Source organism: Sphingosinicella terrae (assembly GCF_003347635.1).
Lineage (GTDB): Bacteria > Pseudomonadota > Alphaproteobacteria > Sphingomonadales > Sphingomonadaceae > Allosphingosinicella > Allosphingosinicella terrae.
In genome coordinates this window covers 82190-101594 of the sequence record NZ_QDFY01000010.1, presented here as the reverse complement: position 1 = coordinate 101594, position 19405 = coordinate 82190, and the positions used below count along the sequence as shown (strand labels likewise).

General features: G+C 69.7%; 25 protein-coding genes and 1 tRNA gene. 16 read left to right on the top strand and 10 right to left on the bottom strand.

All coding sequences use genetic code 11. The features are described 5' to 3' along the window. Positions 1-8 precede the first annotated feature (8 nt). From DDE10_RS17500 to DDE10_RS17470, 7 genes are all read left to right on the top strand, one after another. Positions 9-395 (top strand): ribose-phosphate pyrophosphokinase, encoded by a 387-nt coding sequence (locus DDE10_RS17500; RefSeq protein ID WP_114954076.1) that lies wholly within the window; start codon positions 9-11, stop codon positions 393-395. 64 nt (positions 396-459) lie between these two features. Next, on the top strand, positions 460-1131 hold the full coding sequence (locus tag DDE10_RS17495; RefSeq protein ID WP_114954075.1) for a hypothetical protein: 672 nt from the start codon (positions 460-462) through the stop codon (positions 1129-1131). Positions 1132-1254: 123 nt separating this feature from the next. Then, positions 1255-2352: an RluA family pseudouridine synthase gene (locus DDE10_RS17490; RefSeq protein WP_114954074.1), complete on the top strand. Its 1098-nt coding sequence runs from the start codon at positions 1255-1257 to the stop codon at positions 2350-2352. Next, positions 2352-2921 (top strand): FMN-binding negative transcriptional regulator, encoded by a 570-nt coding sequence (locus DDE10_RS17485; protein WP_284734740.1) that lies wholly within the window; start codon positions 2352-2354, stop codon positions 2919-2921. Before DDE10_RS17490 ends, DDE10_RS17485 begins: the two co-directional genes overlap by 1 nt. Positions 2922-2952: 31 nt before the next feature. Beyond that, positions 2953-3612, top strand: a complete 660-nt coding sequence (locus DDE10_RS17480; RefSeq protein WP_114954073.1) for an HAD-IA family hydrolase — start codon at positions 2953-2955, stop codon at positions 3610-3612. Then, positions 3609-3836 (top strand): hypothetical protein, encoded by a 228-nt coding sequence (locus DDE10_RS17475; protein ID WP_114954072.1) that lies wholly within the window; start codon positions 3609-3611, stop codon positions 3834-3836. Before DDE10_RS17480 ends, DDE10_RS17475 begins: the two co-directional genes overlap by 4 nt. Then, the gene (locus tag DDE10_RS17470) at positions 3833-4525 is read left to right on the top strand and encodes an ATP12 family chaperone protein (protein ID WP_114954071.1); all 693 of its coding nucleotides are present in this window, start codon (positions 3833-3835) and stop codon (positions 4523-4525) included. Before DDE10_RS17475 ends, DDE10_RS17470 begins: the two co-directional genes overlap by 4 nt. 14 nt (positions 4526-4539) lie before the next feature. Here the strand turns inward: DDE10_RS17470 and DDE10_RS17465 are convergent, their stop codons facing one another. Together DDE10_RS17465 and gmk are read right to left on the bottom strand one after the other, a co-directional pair. Next, positions 4540-5124 (bottom strand): hypothetical protein, encoded by a 585-nt coding sequence (locus DDE10_RS17465; RefSeq protein WP_114954070.1) that lies wholly within the window; start codon positions 5122-5124, stop codon positions 4540-4542. Positions 5125-5258: 134 nt separating this feature from the next. Further along, the gene (gene gmk, locus DDE10_RS17460) at positions 5259-5891 is read right to left on the bottom strand and encodes a guanylate kinase (RefSeq protein ID WP_114954069.1); all 633 of its coding nucleotides are present in this window, start codon (positions 5889-5891) and stop codon (positions 5259-5261) included. 136 nt (positions 5892-6027) lie between these two features. Here gmk and DDE10_RS17455 point away from each other — a divergent pair, with 136 nt between their 5' ends. Further along, positions 6028-6558 (top strand): DUF1697 domain-containing protein, encoded by a 531-nt coding sequence (locus DDE10_RS17455; RefSeq protein ID WP_114954068.1) that lies wholly within the window; start codon positions 6028-6030, stop codon positions 6556-6558. Continuing rightward, positions 6555-7157 carry a DUF2585 domain-containing protein gene (locus tag DDE10_RS17450; RefSeq protein ID WP_432653741.1) on the top strand — a complete coding sequence of 201 codons (603 nt, stop codon included), beginning with the start codon at positions 6555-6557 and terminating at the stop codon, positions 7155-7157. The genes DDE10_RS17455 and DDE10_RS17450 overlap by 4 nt, the downstream gene beginning before the upstream one ends. A gap of 14 nt (positions 7158-7171) precedes the next feature. On the opposite strand, the gene DDE10_RS23910 is transcribed toward DDE10_RS17450, so the two are convergent. Continuing rightward, positions 7172-7339: a hypothetical protein gene (locus DDE10_RS23910; RefSeq protein ID WP_284734739.1), complete on the bottom strand. Its 168-nt coding sequence runs from the start codon at positions 7337-7339 to the stop codon at positions 7172-7174. A gap of 142 nt (positions 7340-7481) precedes the next feature. On the opposite strand from DDE10_RS23910, the gene DDE10_RS17445 reads away from it, so the two are divergent. Continuing rightward, on the top strand, positions 7482-7994 hold the full coding sequence (locus tag DDE10_RS17445) for a DUF3592 domain-containing protein (protein ID WP_162806702.1): 513 nt from the start codon (positions 7482-7484) through the stop codon (positions 7992-7994). Between the two features lie 110 nt (positions 7995-8104). Here DDE10_RS17445 and DDE10_RS17440 read toward each other — a convergent pair whose 3' ends face one another. The 5 genes from DDE10_RS17440 to DDE10_RS17420 are packed head-to-tail and all read right to left on the bottom strand — an operon-like array spanning position 8105 to position 11253. Then, entirely contained in the window at positions 8105-8623 is a 519-nt protein-coding gene (locus tag DDE10_RS17440) for a VOC family protein (RefSeq protein WP_349356547.1), read from the bottom strand. Between the two features lie 23 nt (positions 8624-8646). Then, entirely contained in the window at positions 8647-9480 is an 834-nt protein-coding gene (locus DDE10_RS17435; protein WP_284734738.1) for a VOC family protein, read from the bottom strand. Positions 9481-9537: 57 nt separating this feature from the next. Then, positions 9538-10296, bottom strand: coding sequence for a DUF1428 domain-containing protein (locus DDE10_RS24110; RefSeq protein ID WP_114954064.1), 759 nt, complete (start codon positions 10294-10296; stop codon positions 9538-9540). 34 nt (positions 10297-10330) lie between these two features. Further along, the gene (locus DDE10_RS17425; protein WP_114954063.1) at positions 10331-10765 is read right to left on the bottom strand and encodes a DoxX family protein; all 435 of its coding nucleotides are present in this window, start codon (positions 10763-10765) and stop codon (positions 10331-10333) included. Between the two features lie 50 nt (positions 10766-10815). Beyond that, on the bottom strand, positions 10816-11253 hold the full coding sequence (locus DDE10_RS17420; RefSeq protein WP_114954062.1) for a VOC family protein: 438 nt from the start codon (positions 11251-11253) through the stop codon (positions 10816-10818). Between the two features lie 61 nt (positions 11254-11314). Here DDE10_RS17420 and DDE10_RS17415 point away from each other — a divergent pair, with 61 nt between their 5' ends. Further along, positions 11315-12022 (top strand): winged helix-turn-helix transcriptional regulator, encoded by a 708-nt coding sequence (locus tag DDE10_RS17415; RefSeq protein ID WP_114954061.1) that lies wholly within the window; start codon positions 11315-11317, stop codon positions 12020-12022. On the opposite strand, the gene DDE10_RS17410 is transcribed toward DDE10_RS17415, so the two are convergent. Further along, a complete protein-coding gene (locus DDE10_RS17410) occupies positions 12019-12423 on the bottom strand; it encodes a hypothetical protein (RefSeq protein ID WP_162806701.1) in 405 nt (134 codons plus the stop codon). The genes DDE10_RS17415 and DDE10_RS17410 overlap by 4 nt on opposite strands. 57 nt (positions 12424-12480) lie before the next feature. On the opposite strand from DDE10_RS17410, the gene glpX reads away from it, so the two are divergent. Further along, positions 12481-13470, top strand: coding sequence for a class II fructose-bisphosphatase (glpX, locus tag DDE10_RS17405; RefSeq protein WP_114954059.1), 990 nt, complete (start codon positions 12481-12483; stop codon positions 13468-13470). Positions 13471-13499: 29 nt separating this feature from the next. Here glpX and DDE10_RS17400 read toward each other — a convergent pair whose 3' ends face one another. Continuing rightward, positions 13500-13892 (bottom strand): hypothetical protein, encoded by a 393-nt coding sequence (locus DDE10_RS17400; RefSeq protein WP_114954058.1) that lies wholly within the window; start codon positions 13890-13892, stop codon positions 13500-13502. A 132-nt stretch (positions 13893-14024) separates the two neighbouring features. On the opposite strand from DDE10_RS17400, the gene recJ reads away from it, so the two are divergent. The 4 genes from recJ to DDE10_RS17380 all read left to right on the top strand — a co-directional run bounded on the left by recJ (position 14025) and on the right by DDE10_RS17380 (position 19397). Next, the gene (recJ, locus tag DDE10_RS17395; protein WP_114954134.1) at positions 14025-15791 is read left to right on the top strand and encodes a single-stranded-DNA-specific exonuclease RecJ; all 1767 of its coding nucleotides are present in this window, start codon (positions 14025-14027) and stop codon (positions 15789-15791) included. Positions 15792-15963: 172 nt separating this feature from the next. Further along, positions 15964-18249, top strand: coding sequence for a glycoside hydrolase family 3 N-terminal domain-containing protein (locus DDE10_RS17390; protein ID WP_284734737.1), 2286 nt, complete (start codon positions 15964-15966; stop codon positions 18247-18249). Next, the gene (locus tag DDE10_RS17385; protein WP_114954057.1) at positions 18246-19262 is read left to right on the top strand and encodes an SMP-30/gluconolactonase/LRE family protein; all 1017 of its coding nucleotides are present in this window, start codon (positions 18246-18248) and stop codon (positions 19260-19262) included. Before DDE10_RS17390 ends, DDE10_RS17385 begins: the two co-directional genes overlap by 4 nt. Before the next feature lie 59 nt (positions 19263-19321). Continuing rightward, positions 19322-19397, top strand: a tRNA-Glu gene (locus DDE10_RS17380). The last annotated feature ends 8 nt before the right edge of the window (positions 19398-19405 follow it).

Below are 19405 nucleotides of genomic sequence, written 5' to 3'. Positions count from 1 at the left end.
TGGACGCCATGTCGCCGCTCGCCGATCCCGACGAAGTCCGCGCCCATCTCGTCGCCGCCGCGAAGGCGGGGATCGCCCTGACCTATTCGGAGCTGCTCGAGCGGCTCGGCTACGCCTTCTCCCGTCCGAAGATGCGGCAATTGTGCGCGATGCTCGGCGAGATCGACCGGGCCGCGGCGGCGCGCGGCGAGCCCGAGCTCGCGGTCCTCGTCGTGCGGCAGAGCGACGGCCTCCCGGGCCAGGGCTGGTGGGTGGGCGGCGGCGCCCGCGGCCGCTTCTACGAGGGGCCGTGGAAGGGTCCGGAAGCGGCGCGGTTCATCGCCGGCGTCCAGGCGGAAACCTTTGCCTGGTGGCGGTCCCGTTCCGGGACGGACGGGGCGGGCGGCACGGATTAACCATGGTTGGACACGCCTTGGCGGCCCGGCCTGGGTTATGAGGCGGCCAAGAGGAGCGACCACCATGCCCGACCGCCTTGCCAGACTGGCCCTCCCGGCCGCCTTCGCCGCCCTGCTCGCGCTCGGCGCCTGCAGCGGCGGAAGCGAGAACAATCTCGCCGAGATCGACAATGCCTTGCTCGCCAACGGCGCCGATCCCGCGCTGACCAGCGCGCTGGAGGACCAGATCCTGGTCGACCCCAATCTCGTCCAGCAGGCCCATCCGAACACGGTGCGCCCGCCGGAGGCACCAATGCAGGCGCAATATCCGGCCGGATCCGCCGCCGAGGGCGCCGGCCAGGCCGGCCGCGCCGGCGGGGGCGCGAGCGTCGCCCCGGCCTCGCTGTCGGCGAACGGCTGCGGCGTGCCGTTCGACTATGGCGCGCAATGGGCGCAGCGGCTGCCGCGGGAATTCCCGCTCTATCCGGGCGGACGGCTGACCGAGGCCGCCGGCAGCGATTCGGGCGACTGCCGGATGCGGGTGGTCACCTTCCGCACCGCCGATGCCTATGCGCGCGTGCTCGATCATTATCGCGCCCTCGCCAGCCGGGCCGGCTTCTCGGCCGAGCACCAGGTCCGCGGCGGCGACCATGTCCTCGGCGGGGTCAATCCGTCGACCGACGGCGCCTTCTACCTGATCGTCACCCCGCTCGCGCGGGGATCGGACGTCGCGCTGATCGTCAATCGCGGCGCCTGAGGCCTCCGGCGGGGCCGCCGCACTGGCGCGGCCGCCGGGGCATCGCTACATGCGCGGCGATGCCCGCTCACCTTTCCGTCCCACCAGAAGGCGCGCCCGCCTCGCGCAGGGCGGGGCACTGACATGGGCGCGTCCGACCAGGTCCGCACCTTCCGCGTGAACGAGGAGGATGACGGCATCCGCCTCGACCGCTGGTTCAAGCGCAACCTTCCGGAGGCGAGCTTCGGCATGGTGTCGCGCTGGGCGCGGACCGGGCAGATCAGGCTCGACGGCAAGCGCGCGGCCCCGGGCGACCGGATCGAGGCGGGGCAGACGATCCGAGTCCCGCCGATCGAGGAAAGCGAGAAGCCGCGGGCGCCGGCAGGGCCGAAGCGGGAGTCGCTCAGCCCGGACGAGATCGAGTTCGTCCGCTCCCTCGTCATCCACCGCGATGCGGCGGCGATCGTCGTCGACAAGCCGCCGGGGCTCGCGACGCAGGGCGGGACGCGCACCAACGTCCATCTCGACCGGCTGCTCGACGGCCTCGTCGAGGATGAGGAGGCGCCCCGGCCCAAGCTCGTCCACCGCCTGGACAAAGACACTTCGGGCGTGCTGCTGGTCGCCCGCACCGCCCGTGCGGCAGCCTTCTTCTCAAAGGCCTTTTCAGGCCGCACGGCCCGCAAGGTCTATTGGGCGCTGGTGGTCGGCGTGCCGTCGATCGAGGACGGGATGATCGAGCTTCCCATCTCCAAGCAGCCGGGCACGGGGGGCGAGAAGATGCATGTCGACGAGGAGAACGGGCAGCCGGCCCGGACCCGCTACCGCGTCCTCGAGCGGGCCGGCAACCGGGCGGCCTGGGTCGAGCTCCAGCCTTATACCGGCCGGACCCATCAATTGCGCGTCCATATGGCGGCGATCGGCCATCCGATCGTCGGCGACGGCAAATATGCGGGTCAGGAGGCGTTCCTGACCGGATCGATCAGCCGCAAGCTCCATCTCCACGCGCGCCGCCTCAGGATCGATCATCCGGACGGCGGCCGGATCGAGGTGACGGCCGAGCCGCCCGAGCATTTTCGCGAGAGCCTGGCCTCCCTGGGCTTCGATCCCGCGCTCGGCGACCTGCCCCTCGACGAGGTCCGCTTTTCCGAGACGCCCGAAGGCAAGCGCAAGGCCGTGTCGGCGGCGGCGAAGGCGAGACGCAAGGAGAGGCGAGGCGAGCGCCGCAGCCGGAGGCGCGGCTAATGCATCCCAATCGCGCCTTCACCTGGGAGGAACGCGGCGAGATGCTGGATTTCGTCCGGCGGATCTCCTTCTGCACGATCTGCGCCGAGGGCCCCGCAATCGCCCATGCTCCGGTCGTCGTCCTCGGCCAGGAGCGGCTGCTCTTTCACCTGTCACGGGCCAATAGCTGCGCTCGGCTGCTCGACGGATCCCGGGCGATCGTCTCCTGCCTGGGCGCCGATTCCTATATCAGCCCGGACTGGTACGGCACCGACGACCAGGTGCCGACCTGGAACTATGTCGCGGTCGAGGCAGAAGGCCCGGTGCGCCAGGTGGAGGAAGCGGAGCTGGCGGACATGCTCGATCGGCTCAGCGAGGAGCACGAGTCGCGGCTGGCGCCGAAGCCGGCCTGGACGCGCGGCAAGATGACGCCCGGACGTTTCGAGGCCATGCTCAAAGCCATCGTCGGATTCGAGCTGCGCATCGACGCGCTGAGGGGACGCGAAAGCTCGGCCAGAACAAGAAAGTCGCCGAGCGAGAGGGGGCCGCCGACGGCCTGGCGCCGCACCACCCGGCCATGGCCGAAATGATGCGCCCCGTGCCGGCGGCGAAGCCGGAGCGGTGAATCGCCTCGTCATCTTCGACTGCGACGGCACCCTCGTCGACAGCCAGCACAATATCTGTGCGGCGATGGAAGACTGCTTCGTCTCGGCGGGGCTCGAGCCGCCGGCGCGGGAGCGCACCCGCTCCATCGTCGGCCTCAGCCTGGTCGAGGCGATGCGCGAGATGCTTCCCGAGGCGGAGCCGGACTTCCACGCGGCGCTGGCGGAATCCTACAAGGCGACCTTCCTGGCGATGCGGCGGCAGGGGCTTGCCGACGAGCCGCTCTACGAGGGCATAAGCGACCTGCTCGCCCGGCTCGATGGCGCAGGCTGGCTGCTCGGCGTCGCCACCGGCAAGTCGGACCGCGGCCTCGCCTTGTGCCTCGAGCATCACGGCCTTTCCAGCCGATTCGTCACCTTGCAGACCGCCGACCGCCATCCGTCCAAGCCGCATCCCTCGATGGTGCTGCAGGCGATCGCCGACGCGGGCGCGGCGCCGGAGACCACGCTGGTGATCGGCGACACCAGCTACGACATGGCGATGGCATGCTCCGCCGGTGCGACGGCGATCGGCGCCACTTGGGGCTATCATGAGACGGATCGGCTGCTGCAGGCGGGGGCGCACCATCTCGCGGAACACCCGCTCGACATCCTCGAACTGACGAAGGTGCTCGCATGACCTCCCCCGACCAGGAACGGATGTGGCGGAACCGCTTCATCCTGATGAACCTGCTGCGCATCGGCGCGACCATCGCGGTCCTGCTCTCGCTCGCTCTGTGGCAAAGCGACCTGTTCGTCGCCGGCGGCTCGATCATCGGCTTCCCGCTCGCTCTGATCTTCCTCGTCATCAGCTTCTACGGCCCGAAATGGCTGGCTCGTCGCTGGCGAGAACCCGAGGCTTGAAGCGCTTCTACGAGGCGGCCCGCGTCGCGGCCGGCAGCACGATCGAGCTCGATGGGCGGCCGATCCGCACGCCAGGCCGGCAGCCGCTCGCCGTGCCGACCGCTGCGCTGGCCGAAGCCATATCCGAGGAATGGAACGCGCAGGGCGAGACGATCGACCCGCGATCGATGCCGTTGACCGGGCTCGCCAATGCGGCGATCGACCGGGTGGCGCCATCGGCCGAGGCGTTCGCCGGCGGCCTCGCCGTCTATGGCGAGAGCGACCTTCTCTGCTATCGCGCCGAAGCGCCGCCTCTGCTGGTCGAACGGCAAGCGCAGCGCTGGGACCCGCTCCTCGCCTGGGCGCGCCGCCGCTACGACATCGACTTCGAGATCGTCCCCGGAATCCTGCACCGGGCGCAGTCGCCGGTGACGGTGGAGCGCCTCGCCGCCGCGGTGCGGGCACGCGGCCCGTTCGAGCTGGCCGGCCTGTCCCCGCTGGTGACCGTTTCCGGCTCGCTCGTCATCGCGCTGGCGCTGGCGGAGGGCGAGTTCGATCCCGGCACGGCCTGGGCCGCCGCCTCGCTCGACGAGGAATGGCAGGCGGAGCAATGGGGCGAGGATGCCGAGGCCGCGAAGGCGCTCGAAGCCCGCCGCCGGGACTTCGAGGCCGGATATCGATTCCTGACCCTGCTCGCCGAAAAGCCGTAGCGGGCCTTGCCCCGTCAGACGTCCGTGGGGGCGTCGGCGGGCGGCGCCGACCGGGATACCGGCAGGAACCAGGCGACGACGATTCCGGCGGCGGCCAGCGCGAGCGAATCGGCGATGAACAGGTAGATGAAATGGCCCCAGCCATGGTGGAAGTAGATGGGCGACCCGAGGTGGGTGAAGGCCGCCGCGGCCACCGCGATGATCACCGCCACTCTCGCCCGCGAGCCGAAATCGGGCACGCGCCGGTCGATTCCGATCAGGGCCGCGCCGATCATCAGCGCCACCAGGAAGTTGAACACCAGGCCACCGAGCAGGGCGCCGGGATCGGTCGCGGCGAATCCGCCGGTATTGTAGTGGATCGTCGCGATCGGGCCCTGCCCGTACATCACCGTCTGCGCCGCGGAGCGCTCCGGCGAGGGCACGAAATAGGTGCCGGTGCCGGGGAGGTTGGCCGCCATCGTCTGCTGGACCGCGGCGGCCTGGCTATCGTCGAGGCTGCCGCTGGCGAGCCCGCTCAGGCCGACGGGCCCGAAGAAGATGAAGCCGATGACGAACATCGCGACCGATGCGGCCACCGACCCGATGATGACGCGTATCATGGACGATCCTCCCTGCTTTCGCCGGGAGCGTAAACCAGATCGGCGGCGCGGGGAATTGAGTCCGGCCAAGTGTGACGATTCGGAAATTCGCCAGAGCCGATGGCACGCCCAGTGCGAACTTCAAATCCGGCGCATCAGCCGATCAGCTCGCGGACGAAATCGTGCAGGAAGACCCGCCGGGTCGCCTTCAGCCGCTCGGCCTTGAGGATGTTGTGGACGAGCTCGCGGCACTTCTCGGCATTGTTGTTGATCAGCACATAATCATATTCGGCCCAATGGCTGATCTCCGCCGAGGCCCGCTCCATCCGGCGGCGGATCACTTCTTCCGCATCGGTGCCGCGCGAGCGCAGGCGGCGCTCCAGCTCCGCCATGGACGGCGGCAGGATGAAGACGCGGACGATGTCTGGATCGACCTGCTTGAGCTGCTGCGTTCCCTGCCAGTCGATGTCGAGCAGCACGTCGCGGCCCGACTCGATCGTCTTCAGGACCTCGCGCTTGAGGGTGCCGTAGCGATGGCCGAAGACATGGGCCCATTCGAGGAACTCGCCCTCGGCGACCATCGAATCGAACTCGGAATCGCTGACGAAGTGATAATCGCGGCCGTCCACCTCGCCCGGCCGGATCGGCCGCGTCGTGGCCGACACCGACATGGCGATCCCTTCGTCGGTGACGAGGAGCATGCGCGCGATGGTGGATTTGCCGGCACCGCTCGGGCTGGAGAGGACGAAGAGCAGCCCTCGGCGTTTAAAGGCGCTTGCGATTTCCATGCGCGCTAGTGGCGGAGCGCAAAGCCGGGCGTCAAGGTATTCGGGCGGGCCTCGGGCGGACAAACGTCATGAATCGTCGCGAAACCGGAAGCCGATTCGGGGAAGACGCGCGCGCCACACATGGTAGGATCGACTTATGGGGCGGATGATCGCGCTGCTGCGCGGGATCAATGTCGGGGGGCGGTCGCTGCCGATGGCGGAGCTTCGCACGCTCTGCGCCAAGCTCGGCTGGCAGGACGTCGCGACCTACATCCAGAGCGGCAACGTCGTCTTCTCGGCCGATGGCGAGCCGGCGGCTCTCGAGACAGCGCTCGAGCGGACCATCGCCGACCGGTTCGGGATGGAGGTCCCGACCATCGTCCGTGGGGAGGCGGAATGGCGCGCCTGCATCGAGGCCAATCCCTTTCCCGAGGTCGCGCGCGACACGCCCAACTGGCTGCTGCTCATGGTCGGCAAGACGGCGCCGCCGGAGGGGATCGCCCCGGCAATGGAAGCCACCGGCCAGGCCGGGGAGCGCGTGCGCAGCGCCGGCGGCCTCTTGTGGATCCACTATCCGGAAGGGATAGGCCGATCGAAGCTCAGCTGGCCGAGCAAATATGAAGGCCGGCCCTTCGTCGCGACGACGCGCAACTATCGGACGGCCGTGAAGCTTCGGGAGATGCTGTGACCGCGGGAACGATCCCGAGCCCCGCCGCCTCCCGGGTACCGGTGATCGAGCGCCGCTACTGGTGGATCGCCCTGGCCATGGTCGCGGCGACGGCGCTGATCCTGCTGTGGATGGGGCGGCCGCTCATCTGCACCTGCGGCGAGGTGAAGCCGTGGGTCGGCGAGGTGCACGGTCCCGACAACAGCCAGCATCTCGCCGACTGGTACACGCCCAGCCACATCATCCACGGCTTCCTCTTCTACGCCCTCGGCTGGCTGTTCCTGCGCCGCAATCCCGCCGGCGACCGGCTCATCGCGGCCGTGGCAATCGAGGCGTCGTGGGAAATATTGGAGAACACCAACTGGGTGATCGACCGCTATCGCGAGGCGACGATGGCGCTCGGCTATAACGGCGACAGCGTCGTCAACTCGGTCGCCGACATCGCCTGGATGATCGTCGGCTTCGCGCTGGCGCGACGGCTGCCTGTCTGGGCCACGATCGCGATCGCGCTGGCCTTCGAGCTGCTCACCCTCGCCATCATCCGCGACAACCTGACCCTCAACGTGCTGATGCTGGTGGCGCCGATCGACGCGATCGCGCAGTGGCAGGCGGACGGATAGGCAGCCGAGGCGGGTCAGCCGCCGGCCAGACCTTCGGTCACCTTGCCGGTGCCGCCACAGACCGGGCAGGGCTCGCCGTCATGCTCGCCGGTGCCGTTGCAGTGGCGGCAGAGATTCTCGCCCGTCCCGGGCGTGCCAGGCTCGGCTTCGTCGCCCGGTTCGGTTGGCGTCGGCATCGTCATCGGCCAGCTCCTGCGATGACGGAACAACCTCCCATCGGCCGGGAAGGTTTCGTCGCGCCCTCGGACATCTTCGTCGGGAGCCCGATTGATGCGGCGCGCCAGCTTTGCGAGGCGGCGCGGGTTGGAAGCGGGGGGGAAGGGAATGGCGCAGGTCCGCGCGATCTTCTGGTTCAGGTGGGTGTTCGTCGGCATCGGGCTGCTCGTCGCGGCCGGAACCGGCGCCTGGTATCTTGCCGAAAGCCGCGCGGCGGGCGCTGCCGCAGCCTGGCCGCAGGTCTCCGGCACCGTCGTCGAGACGCGGGTCGATCAGCGGCGAAGCCGCCATCGCAATACCGCCAGCTCGGCCTCCGCCCGCCGCTACCGCTACACCCCTGTCATCATCTACGACTACCGCGTCGAGGGCCAATCCTATCGCGGCGAGCGCGTCTGGCTGACCGACGACCGGGAGTGGCCGGATTCCCGCCCGGCGCGGGCTTTCCTCGCCGACTATCCACCGGGTCGCGAGGTCACGGTCCGCTACGATCCGGAGGAGCCCGGGGAAGCCGCTCTCATCGTCGACGGTCCGCCCGTCTGGATGCTGCTCTTCCCGGTGCTTGGCCTGCTCTTCGTGGTGGCGGGGTTGCTCCTGCCCCGCTTCGCACGCAGACCGACCTGAAGAGGAACCGCCGCCGAGCAGCAGCCGCGGGCGAGACGGGATCGGGATGGCGTCATGACGCCAGCGGCCAGGCGGCTCCGCCCGCGGGAAGCGGGCGAGCCGCCGCGCCCTCAGGCGGCGCCGGCCGGCTCGGGCGCCGGCTGCGCCGGGACCTCGCCATCTGCCGCGCGCTCCAGCGCCGCGACGTCGATCTTGACCATCTGCAGCATCGCCTGGGTCGCCCGACGCGCCCGATCGGGGTCCTTGTCGCTCATCAGCTCGAACAGCCGGCGCGGCGTGATCTGCCAGGACAGGCCCCAGCGATCCTTGAGCCAGCCGCACACGCTCTCCTGGCCGCCGCCGGCGGTCAGCGCCTGCCAAAGCCGATCGGTTTCCGCCTGATCCTCGGTCACCACCTGGATCGAGAATGCCTCGGTGTGGGGGAAGATCGGTCCGCCGTTGAGGCCCACATATTTGTTGCCGGCGAGGGTGAACTCGACGACGAGCACCGAGCCTTCGGGGCCGGACGGCGTGTCGGCCGGCGCCAGGACGATATTGTCGATGCGGCTGTCCGGCAGCAGCGTGACGTAGAAGCGTGCCGCCTCTTCGGCATTGTGGTCGTACCAAAGGCACTGTTTGATCTCGGTCATCATTCCTCTCCTCTCGAGCTTGCTCAGCGCCTGGTGGCGACAAGCGCGAAATGGGCACCCTGCGGATCGACGCACTGGACGATCCAGCTCCCGCCCGGCACCTCGTGCGGACCCATCAGGATCTGTCCGCCGCGCTCGGTGACTCGCGCGGCGGCGGCATCGATGGCCTCGACGTTGAAGTAATAGGCCCAGGCCGGCACGGGGATGTTCGGGGGCTTGTCCATCAGGCCGCCCATCTGGACACCGCCGCGGCCGAAGATGCGGTAGGTGCCCATCTCGCCCATCGGCATCTCGACGAGCGTCTCCCAGCCGAAAAGGCGGGAATAGAAAGCGAAGGCCAGCTCCTGCCCGTTTCCGGCATAGAGCTCGCGCCAGCTGACCAACCCGTCCGCATCCGGATCGTCCGGCGGAGGCATGTCGTCCGGGAAAGGCGCCATCACCTGGAAGACCGCGCCGCCCGGGTCGGCGACGACCGCAAAGCGGCCGACCTCGGGAATGTCGGCGGGCGGGCGATGGACGGTGCCGCCGGCGGCGATGATCCGATCGACCACGGAATCGCAGTCGGCAACGTGGATGTAGCCGACCCAGAATGGCGCGCCGCCGGCCTGGCAGACATGCTCCGGGAGGGCCATCGTCCCGGCCACGCCGCGCTCGCCGGCCGAGAAGACGGTGTAACCGCTATTCGGTCCACCAAAATCGGCAGCGGCCCAGCCGACGACATGGGTGTAAAAATCGGCCGCGGCCGCCGGATCCGTGGTCATCAGCTCGTACCAGAAGAACTGGCCGTCCCACGGGCTGGGGGACCGGGGCTGGCGCTGGGATGGGGCCGGGCCAGTCATCTGAATTGCGTCGGACATGGGTCAAGTCCTTTCGACGCGCCGGGGCGGCGCCTTCGCCGCCCAGGCGCCAGGGGTTCAAGCCGGCATCGGCTGCGCGGACTGTTCGGCGAGGTTGCCGGCCACGTCGAGGACCGGCGCGAATCCGCCGTAGATCATCCGCTTGCCGTCGAAGGGCGTGTTGGCGGGGTCGTGCTTCATCCGCTCGTCCGCCATCACCTTCTCCCAGGCGGCATCGCGGGCCTCCTTGGATGGCCATTCGATCCACGAAAAGACGACCTTCTCGCCATCCTCGCCGATGACGGCGCCGCGGAAATCGGTGACCTTCCCGTCCGGAACGTCATCACCCCAGGCCTCGACGACGCGCACCGCGCCATGATCGATGAAGACCTCCGACGCCTTCTGCGCCATGTCCCGGTAAGCCTCGCGATTCTGCTCGGGCACGGGGACGAGGAAGCCGTCGACATAGCCGGCCGCGCCGGTGCCGCCTTCCTGGACCATCGGCTCGAAGCCGGCGAAGATCATCCGCTGGCCGTCGAACGGCATGTCGCCGAGCGCCTGCATGCGCGGGTCGCTCCGGATCCGCTCGTTGGCGGCGTCGCGCGCCTCCTTCGACGGATATTCGAGCCAGGAGAAGACGACGACCTCGTCCTCCTTCGCCTTCACCGAACCCCTGAAGTCGTTGACCTTCCCCTCGGGGATGTCGTCGCCCCAGCATTCGACCAGCCGGGTGGCCCCGAACTCGCCGAAGAGCGGCGCCGCGGCCGCGGCATGCTTGCGATAGGCTTCCTTGTTCGCGGCGGGAACGGCTGCGACGAATCCTTCGATGTAACGCATAGTCTCTCTCCTCATTGATGGTTGTCGTGGTCGATCATCGGCGGAGCGGCAGCAGCGCACGCACCCGCGGATCCCGCAGCCAGAGGCCGCCCCATGCGAGGAGGCCGATATACACCCCGAACAGGACATGGCTGAAGAGGGGGCTGGCGATCCGAACGTGCGTAGCGACCGCTCCGCCGAGATATCCGGTGAGCAGGATCGCGCCGAGCATGGCTGTGCGCGGCACCGCATAGAGCAGGGTCGAGCCCAGGAGCAGGATGCCGAGCAGGTTGATCGTCGCGGGATCGTTCGGCCAGCCGAGCTGGCCGCTGGTCTCGCTGACGATCGGCAGCTGCGACAGCTTCATCGCCCCGTCCATGGCCAAAAAGGCGATGACGAGGCCGGACATCGCCCAGCCCGCGCGGAAGGCGGTGTTGCGGGAACGCGGCAGCGCGGCGTCAGGCGCGGGCGTTTGCAGTGCAAGGGTCATGGCTCCACTCCTTCAGGTGGCCGCCCATGCCAATGACGGCACGGACGGGCTCAAGCCGCACTCGGCTCCGGCTGCATTTCCATCGCGGCGGTGGCGGCGGCGAGGTCCATCCACATCGGCTCCCAGATATGTCCGTCCGGATCCTCGAAGCTGCGGCTGTACATGAAGCCGTAGTCCTGGCGGTCGCGCGACTCGCGGCCCCCGGCGGCGAGCGCGCGATCGGTGATGTCGTCCACCCCCTCGCGACTGTCGGCCGAGATGGCGATCAGCACCTCGCTCGTCTGGTGGGCATCGGCGATCCGCTTCGGCGTGAACTGAGCGAACTTTTCGTGGGTGAGCAGCATCACGTGGATGGTGTCCGAGAAGACCATGCAGGCCGCGGTCTCGTCGGTGAACTGCGGATTATTGGCCGCGCCGATGGCCTCGTAGAAGGCCTTGGCGCGGGGCAGGTCGGCAACGGGCAGGTTCACGAAGATCAGCTTGGTCATCTCGTCTCTCCTTGCGAATCGGGTTTGACGCTGATGCGCCTTTGAGTTATGAAAAGCAACTATGGAGTTAGATAAAATAACTGATTCGTCCACAGCCTCCCGTCGGCGCTATGACGACGCCTGCGGCACCGCCCACGCGCTCGACCTAGTCGGCGAGCGTTGGGCCTTGCTCGTGATTCGCGAGCTTATGCTCGGGCCGAAACGGTTCAGTGACATCCGCGCCGACCTGCCGGGGATCAGCGCCAACGTTCTGACCCAGCGGCTGGAGGGACTCGAAGCGTCCGGAATCGTGGTGCGCCGCCGGCTGCCGCCGCCGGCCTCGACCCAGGTCTACGAGCTGACCGATTGGGGCTACGAGGCCGAGCCGATCATCCAGGAGCTGGGCCGGTGGGCGGCGCGATCCCCGGCCCACGATCCATCGCTCCAGCTCAGCGGCACCTCGCTGATGCTTTCCTTCCGGACGATGTTCGATGCGGCGCGCGCGCAGGCGATGAACGGAACCGCGGGCTTCCGGATCGGCAACGAGACTCTGGTGGCGCGGGTGGCGGACGGCCGGCTGGAAGCGGGCCGGGGCGATACCGCGCAGGCGGACGTCGTCTTCACCGGGCCCGCGCCCGCCGTCGCCGCCTTCGTCTATGGCGGCGTCCCGCTCGCGGCGCTCGAAGCCGAAGCGGGACTGGCGGTGACAGGCGACCGCGGCTTCGCCGCCCGCTTCGCCGGGCTGTTCAACCTGCCCGCGAAAGCGGTCGTGCCGGCGGCGGACGCCTAGTCGCGATTGGCCAGCGCCTGCCCGACCGCGCGCGCCAGGGCGACGCCGATGCCGATCACGTTGAGGCCCGACGTGCATTGCTGGTCGCGGCCGACCGGAGTGCAGCGGCTCGAATCGACCGCCAGCGCGGCACGCTGCTCGCCGCCGGCGCGATCGGCTCCCTGCGGCGAGGCCGAGACGATGGGCTCGACCCGATAGCGGCGAGTGTCGTCGCGGCGGCCGCAGACGACGATCTCCTCCTCGTCGCCGGCCTCGCTCGCCGGCGGACAGTCGAGACGCAGCGCCTCGCGCATGGCGGAGCGCTGCGCCTCGATCCTCTGCTCGACGAGGCTCGACTGGGCGGGGGCCGGCACGGCCCAGACCGCGATCAAAGCGGGGATCGCCATTCTCGACTTTGTCATGACGCTCGCCTATCCGCTCGGCCCACACACTCCCCGCCAGGAAGGATGACAGGAATCATGATGAAGGGAAGCCACGTTCTCGACCGACTGCTGGTGCTGGAGATGGTTCGCGTCACCGAGGCGGCGGCCGTGGCGGCCTCGAACCTGGTCGGCCGCGGCGACGAGCGCGCCGCCGACCATGCGGCGGTGGAGGCGATGCGCAACGCGCTCAACGAGCTCGATCTCGACGGCACGATCGTCATTGGCGAGGGCGAGCGCGACGAGGCACCGATGCTCTATATCGGCGAGAAGGTCGGCGCCCGCCGCGACGATCCAAACGCGCCGCGCATCGATATCGCGCTCGATCCGCTCGAGGGGACCACGATCACCGCCAAGGCCGGCGCCAACGCGCTCGCCGTGCTTGCCATCGCCGAGGAAGGCGGCCTGCTCAACGCGCCCGACGTCTATATGGAGAAGCTCGCCATCGGGCCGGGCTATCCCGAGGGAACGATCGACCTGTCGCGCTCCGCTTCCGAGAATATCCGGTCGATCGCCAAGGCGAAGGGCGTGGATCCGTCGGAGATCATCGTCTGCGTCCTCGACCGTCCCCGCCATGCGGCGCTGATCGCCGAGCTGCGCGGCCTCGGCTGCGGCATCAACCTTATTCCCGACGGCGACGTCGCCGGCGTCATCGCGGTCACCGATCCCGACACCACCATCGACGTCTATATGGGCCAGGGCGGCGCGCCCGAAGGCGTGCTGGCGGCGGCGGCCCTGCGCTGCGTCGGCGGGCAGTTCCAGGGCCGGCTCGTCTTCCGCAACGACGACGAGCGTGCCCGCGCCGCGAAATGGGGCGTCACCGACCTCAACCGGATCTACAGCCTCGAGGAGCTCGCCCAAGGCGACGTCATCTTCGCCGCCACCGGCGTCACCGACGGAACGCTGCTGGAAGGCGTGAAGCGGCGGAAGAATGCGATCACGACCGAAAGCGTCGTAATGCGGGCCAGCACCGGAACCGTCCGCTGGGTGCGCGGCGAGCACCGGCGCGAGCCGGGCGGTCAGGACTAAGGGCTTCCCTCGCGCGGCTCCCGCTGCGCTTACTGCACCGTCACCGCCAGCTCGAGATCGCTGCCGTCGCTGCCGCGGAAGCGCAGATGCGCCGGCTCGCCCGTCTCCACCCGAAGCGCGGGCGAGCCGAGCAAGGCGCCGCTGCCGGCCCGGTAGAGGGTGGAGCGGACCATATAGGCTCCGCTTTGGCCCGTGCCGGGGGCGATCGGATCCATGCGAAGCCGGAGCGCAAAGGCGCCGGCGCTGAGCGCCGCCGGCCGACCGGCCCGGACCGTCAGCCGTTCCGCGGCGACGAGCTGATCGTCCTCCCGCAGCTCCAGCGATACGGTTCGGCCCGGATCGGGCACCAATGCCGGCTGGACCGCCGCCGCCATGTCAGCGAAGGCGACGATCAGGCAGATCGGAAGGACGAAGCTGCGCATGGGAGGGCTCCACAACCAATTCCCCAGGCCACCATCCACCCGCGGCGGTAAAGGCATAAGTAAGAAGCACGGTTAATGCGCGGGCGGGGGATTCACGCGGGGCGGTCGATCGCCTAGAGTAGCGACATGCTCATGAGCCCGTCCTTCGTCTGCGGCGTATCGCGATCGATCCTAGGCCAGCCGTGGCGCTGGCGCGGGGCCGGCGATGGAGATGCGGGATTCCAGCCGGACGCGCTCGTCGATCAGCTCTTGCTCGGCCGCGGCGTGCCGCGCGACGATCTCGAGCGGCACCGGCGGCCGACGCTGCGCGCCTTCATGCCCGATCCGTCGGGCTTCCGCGACATGGACAAGGCCGCCGAACGGCTCGCCGACGCCGTCGAGGCGCGCGAGCCGGTCACCATCTTCGGCGACTATGACGTCGACGGCGCCACCTCCGCGGCGCTGCTCGTGCGGCTGCTGCGCCAGGTCGGATCCGACCCGGGCACCTACATCCCTGATCGGCTGATGGAGGGCTATGGCCCGTCCGGCGAGGCGCTGGTCCGGATCGCACAGGGCGGCGCTCGCCTCATCGTCACCGTCGATTGCGGCGCCCAGGCGTTCGAGGCGCTGGACATGGCGAAGGCGGCCGGTGTCGACGTCATCGTGATCGACCATCACAAATGCGCCAGCCGCCTTCCGGCCGGCCTCGCCATCGTCAATCCGAACCGTCTCGACGAGGAAGCCGGAGCGGCTGCGCACGGGCACCTCGCCGCCGTCGGCGTCGCCTTCCTCCTCGGCGCTGCGCTGCTGCGAACCCTGCGCGGCCGCGGCTTCTTCGCGCGGCGCGACGAGCCGAAGCTGATCGAGCTTCTGGATCTCGTCGCGCTCGGCACGGTCGCCGACGTCGCCCAGCTCAAGGGGCTCAACCGCGCCTTCGTCACCCAGGGGCTCAAGGTGATGGCGCAACGCCGGAATATCGGCCTCGCCGCTCTCGCCGATGCCGCCCGGCTGACCCGGGCGCCGACCTGCACCGATCTCGGCTTCGCGCTCGGGCCCCGGATCAATGCCGGCGGCCGCGTCGGCAAATCGGATCTGGGCGTACGGCTGCTCGTCACCGAGGATCCCGCCGAGGCGGAGGCGATCGCCGCCGAGCTGGACCGGCTCAACGAGGAACGCCGCGCGATCGAGGCGCTGGTGTGCGAAGCCGCCGAGGGGCTGTGCGCCGCGCAGGGGAACCGTGCCGTCGTCACCGTCGCCGCATTGGGCTGGCATCCCGGGGTGATCGGGATCGTTGCCGGCCGGCTGAAGGAGCGGCTGCACAAGCCCGCCATCGTCATTGCCCTCGACGAGGACGGCGTCGGCAAGGGCTCCGGCCGATCCATCTCCGGAGTCGACCTCGGCGCCGCCGTGCTCGCGGCCAAGGATAGCGGCCTGCTCGTCGCCGGCGGCGGCCACGCCATGGCGGCCGGGCTGACCGTAGCGCCGGGCCGGATCGAGGCGCTCGCGGAATTCCTCGACGCGCGACTGGCGGAGGACGTCGCCCGCAGTCGTGACGACCGCGCCCTCACTCTCGACGCCCTGGTGGCGCCGCGGGGAGTCTGCCCCGACCTGTGCGACGCCCTGGATTCCGGCGGCCCCTATGGCGCCGGCTGGCCAGCGCCGCGGATCGCCGCCGGCCCGGTGGGAATCGTCAAGGCGGACATCGTCGGCAACGGCCATCTTCGGCTGATCGCTGCCGGAGACGACGGCCGCCGGATCAAGGCGATCGCCTTCAGAATGGCGGACACTCCGCTCGGCGAGGCGATCCTCGCCGCGCCGCCCCACCGCAAGCTGTGGCTGGCCGGCCGGGTGCGCCGCGACGAATATGGCGGCAATGTCGCGGCCGAGCTCCATCTCGAGGACGCCGCCTGGGCCGATTGAAAATCGCAGCAGGCCACAGCCCGCCCTGACACAGACAATGACGGCCCCGAACGGCTGACGTACGCGTCACTTGCGGCGGAGCGATTCTTCGTTTCTAAAGATCGTGACGCGGGAGCAACGGCAAAGCCGGCCCGCTCATCCGGCAATTCGCGAAGACTAGGGGAGGCGCGACGTGATCGGCAAGTGGATGACAGCGCTGTCGGCGGCTTTGTGCCTCGCCGTCGCAGGGCAGGCCGAGACGGCGCAGACCTCGCCGAGGATCGAGCGGCTGATGTCGCGGATGACGGCCGCCGAAAAGGTCGGCCAGCTCAACCAGATCGCCGGCGGGCGCCAGAAAGCGGTGAACAGCCGGATCGACGACGCCCTGCGCGAACGGGTCCGCCGCGGCGAGATCGGATCGCTGCTGAACGTCGCCGGGGCCGAGGCGACGCGAAACCTCCAGCGCATCGCCGTCGAGGAATCGCGGCTCGGGATTCCGCTCCTCTACGGCCTCGACGTCATCCACGGCTATCGCACCATCTTCCCGGTGCCGCTCGCCATGGCGGGGAGCTTCGATCCCGCCGTTCCGCAGCGGGCAGCCGAGGTCGCGGCGGCGGAGAGCCACGCCGCCGGCGTCCACTGGACCTTCTCGCCGATGGTCGACATCGCACCTGACCCGCGCTGGGGCCGGATCGTCGAGGGCGCCGGCGAAGATCCCTATCTCGGCTCGGTCATGGCCGTCGCCCAGGTGCGCGGCTATCAGGGCGAAAGCCTCTCCGCGCCCGGGACGATCATGGCGACGGCCAAGCATTTCGCCGCCTACGGCGCCGCGATCGGCGGGCGGGATTATGATTCGGCCGACATCAGCCGGCGCAGCCTCGAGGAGGTCTATCTCCCCCCTTTCCACGCCGCCGCCCGCGCCGGGGCAGGCACGTTCATGGCCGCGTTCAACACCGTCGGCGGCGTGCCGATGCATGCCCATGAAGCGCTGCTTCGCGGCACCTTGCGCGATCTTTGGGGCTGGCACGGCCCGGTCGTCAGCGACTGGATGGGTGTCGCCGAGCTGGTTCCGCACGGCGTCGCCGCGGACGGCGCCGAGGCGGCGGTGCGGGCGCTGTCCGCTGGAATCGACATCGACATGGCGAGCCAGCTTTATTCCGGGGAGCTCGCCGCGGCGGCGGCGCGCGATCCGGCGCTGATGGCGCGCCTGGACGAGGCGGTGCGGCGGGTGCTCGCGGCCAAGGAGCGGCTCGGCCTGTTCGACGATCCCTATCGCGGCGCCGATCCGGCGCGGGAGACCGCCACCCTGCTGTCGCCGGCGCATCGCGAAGCCGCGGCCGAGGCGGCCCGGCGATCGATCGTCCTGCTCAAGAACGAAGGCGAGCTGCTGCCCCTGGCCGGAAATGCGCGCCGGATCCTCGTCGCCGGCGCGCTGGCGGACGATGCCAACAGCCAGCTCGGCTCGTGGCGGGCGCTCGGCCGCGCCGAGGACGTCCGGCCGCTGCTGCCGGCGCTGCGGGCAGCCCTGCCCGCGAGCACCGAGCTGACCTACCGGGCCGGCGCCTCCCCGCGCAGCGACGACACCTCCGGAATCGGCGCCGCCGTCGAGGCCGCCCGGGACGCCGACCTCGTCCTCCTCGTCGTCGGCGAGGATTTCGACCATAGCGGCGAGGCGCGCAGCCGGTCCGATCTCGGCCTTCCGGGCGCGCAACAGGCGCTCGCCGACGCCTTGCTCGATACCGGCAAGCCGGTGGTCGTCCTGCTGATGAACGGGCGGCCCCTCGCCATCGACCGGCTGGCCGAGCGGGCCCCTGCCATCCTCGAAACCTGGTTCCTGGGCGTCGAGGCCGGACCGGCGATCGCGGACGTCCTGATCGGCCGGTCCTCCCCCGGCGGGCGTCTGCCGGTCAGCTTTCCGCGCCGCAGCGGCGCCGTTCCCTTCACTTACAACCGCCTGCCGAGCGGCCGCCCTGCCGATCCGGACCCCACACGGGACACCGTCCGCTACGGCGACCTCCCGATCACGCCGCTCTTCCCGTTCGGTCACGGCCTCAGCTATTCGCGGTTCGACTATGGCGAGCTGGCGATCGACCGCGAACGCGTAGGGCCAAGCGAGCAGGTCACGGTCAGCGTCACCGTCCGCAATGCCGGGACCCGGCCGGCCGACGAGGTCGTCCAGCTTTATGCCCGCGACCCGGTCGCCAGCGTCTCGCGCCCCATCCAGGAATTGCGCGGCTTTCGACGGGTCTCGCTCCGGCCGGGCGAGGCGAGGCGGATCCGCTTCACGCTCGATCCGGCCCAGTTCGCCGTCTGGCACGAAGCGGGCTGGCGGATCGAAGCGGGCGAAATCCAGTTGATGGTCGGCGCCTCGTCGGCCGACATACGCCGCCGCGGGGCCTTCCGGATCGAAGGCCATGGGACGAGCGACCGGCCGGCGGCGGCGATCGAGACACGGATCGAGGAGGAGGTGATCGGATGAAGACCTTGCTGATGGCGACCGCCTTGATCCTGGGCGCCTGCACCGCCGCCGCCTCGACCCCGCGGGCGAAGATCGGCGAGGTCGTGCGCGAGGCACCGGCGCTCGACGCGCTGATCGCGCCGGGTGCCGAAATCGAGAAGCTCGCCGAGGGCTTTGCCTGGGCGGAGGGACCGGTCTGGATCGGCGGCGACGACGGCTATCTGTTGTTCACCGACGTCCCCGGCAACCGCATGCATCGCTGGTCGGAGGCGGACGGCGCCTCGGTCTTCCTCGAGCCCTCGGGACTTGCGGGCGGCGACCTCTCGGCCTTCCGCGAACCCGGCGCGAACGGCCTTATCCGGGGAAACGAGGGGACGATCCTCCTCGCCGATCACGGCAATCGCGCCATCGCCAGCCTCGATCTGACGACGAGGGAGAAGAGGCTGCTGGCAACGCAGTATCAGGACCGGCGGTTCAGCTCGCCCAACGACCTCGTCCGCGCGCGCAATGGAGCGATCTACTTCACCGATCCGCCTTACGGCCTGGCGGGACTCGACGAGTCGCCGCTCAAGGAGCAGCCGCATAACGGCGTCTACCGGCTGGCCCCCGACGGCAGCGTGACGCTGATCGACGCCGAGCTCAGCCGGCCCAACGGCATCCTGCTGTCGCCGGACGAGCGCACGCTCTACGTCGCCAATTCCGATCCCGAACGCGCGATCTGGGTCGCCTACGCGCTGGACGAAAGCGGCAACGTCGCCAGCCGCCGCCTCTTCGCCGACGCCACGGCACAAGTCGGCGAGGCCAATCCCGGCCTTCCCGACGGCATGGCGATCGACGTCGAGGGGAATCTGTTCGCAACCGGGCCTGGGGGGGTCATCGTCTTCTCGCCCGACGGGCGCCGGCTGGGCCTGATCCGCACCGGCACCGCGGTCGCCAATTGCACCTTCGGCGGCGGCGACGGATCGACGCTCTATCTCGCCTCGCACAACATGCTGGCGCGGATGCCGACGCGGACGAAGGGGCTGGGGTTCTAGCGCAATCCCCGCGCCTTGACCGCATCGGAGGCAGCGCTTAAGTCGCGGCCTCGCTTCACGGCCCCATCGTCTAGCGGTCTAGGACGTCGCCCTTTCACGGCGAAAACACGGGTTCGAGTCCCGTTGGGGTCACCACATCCAGG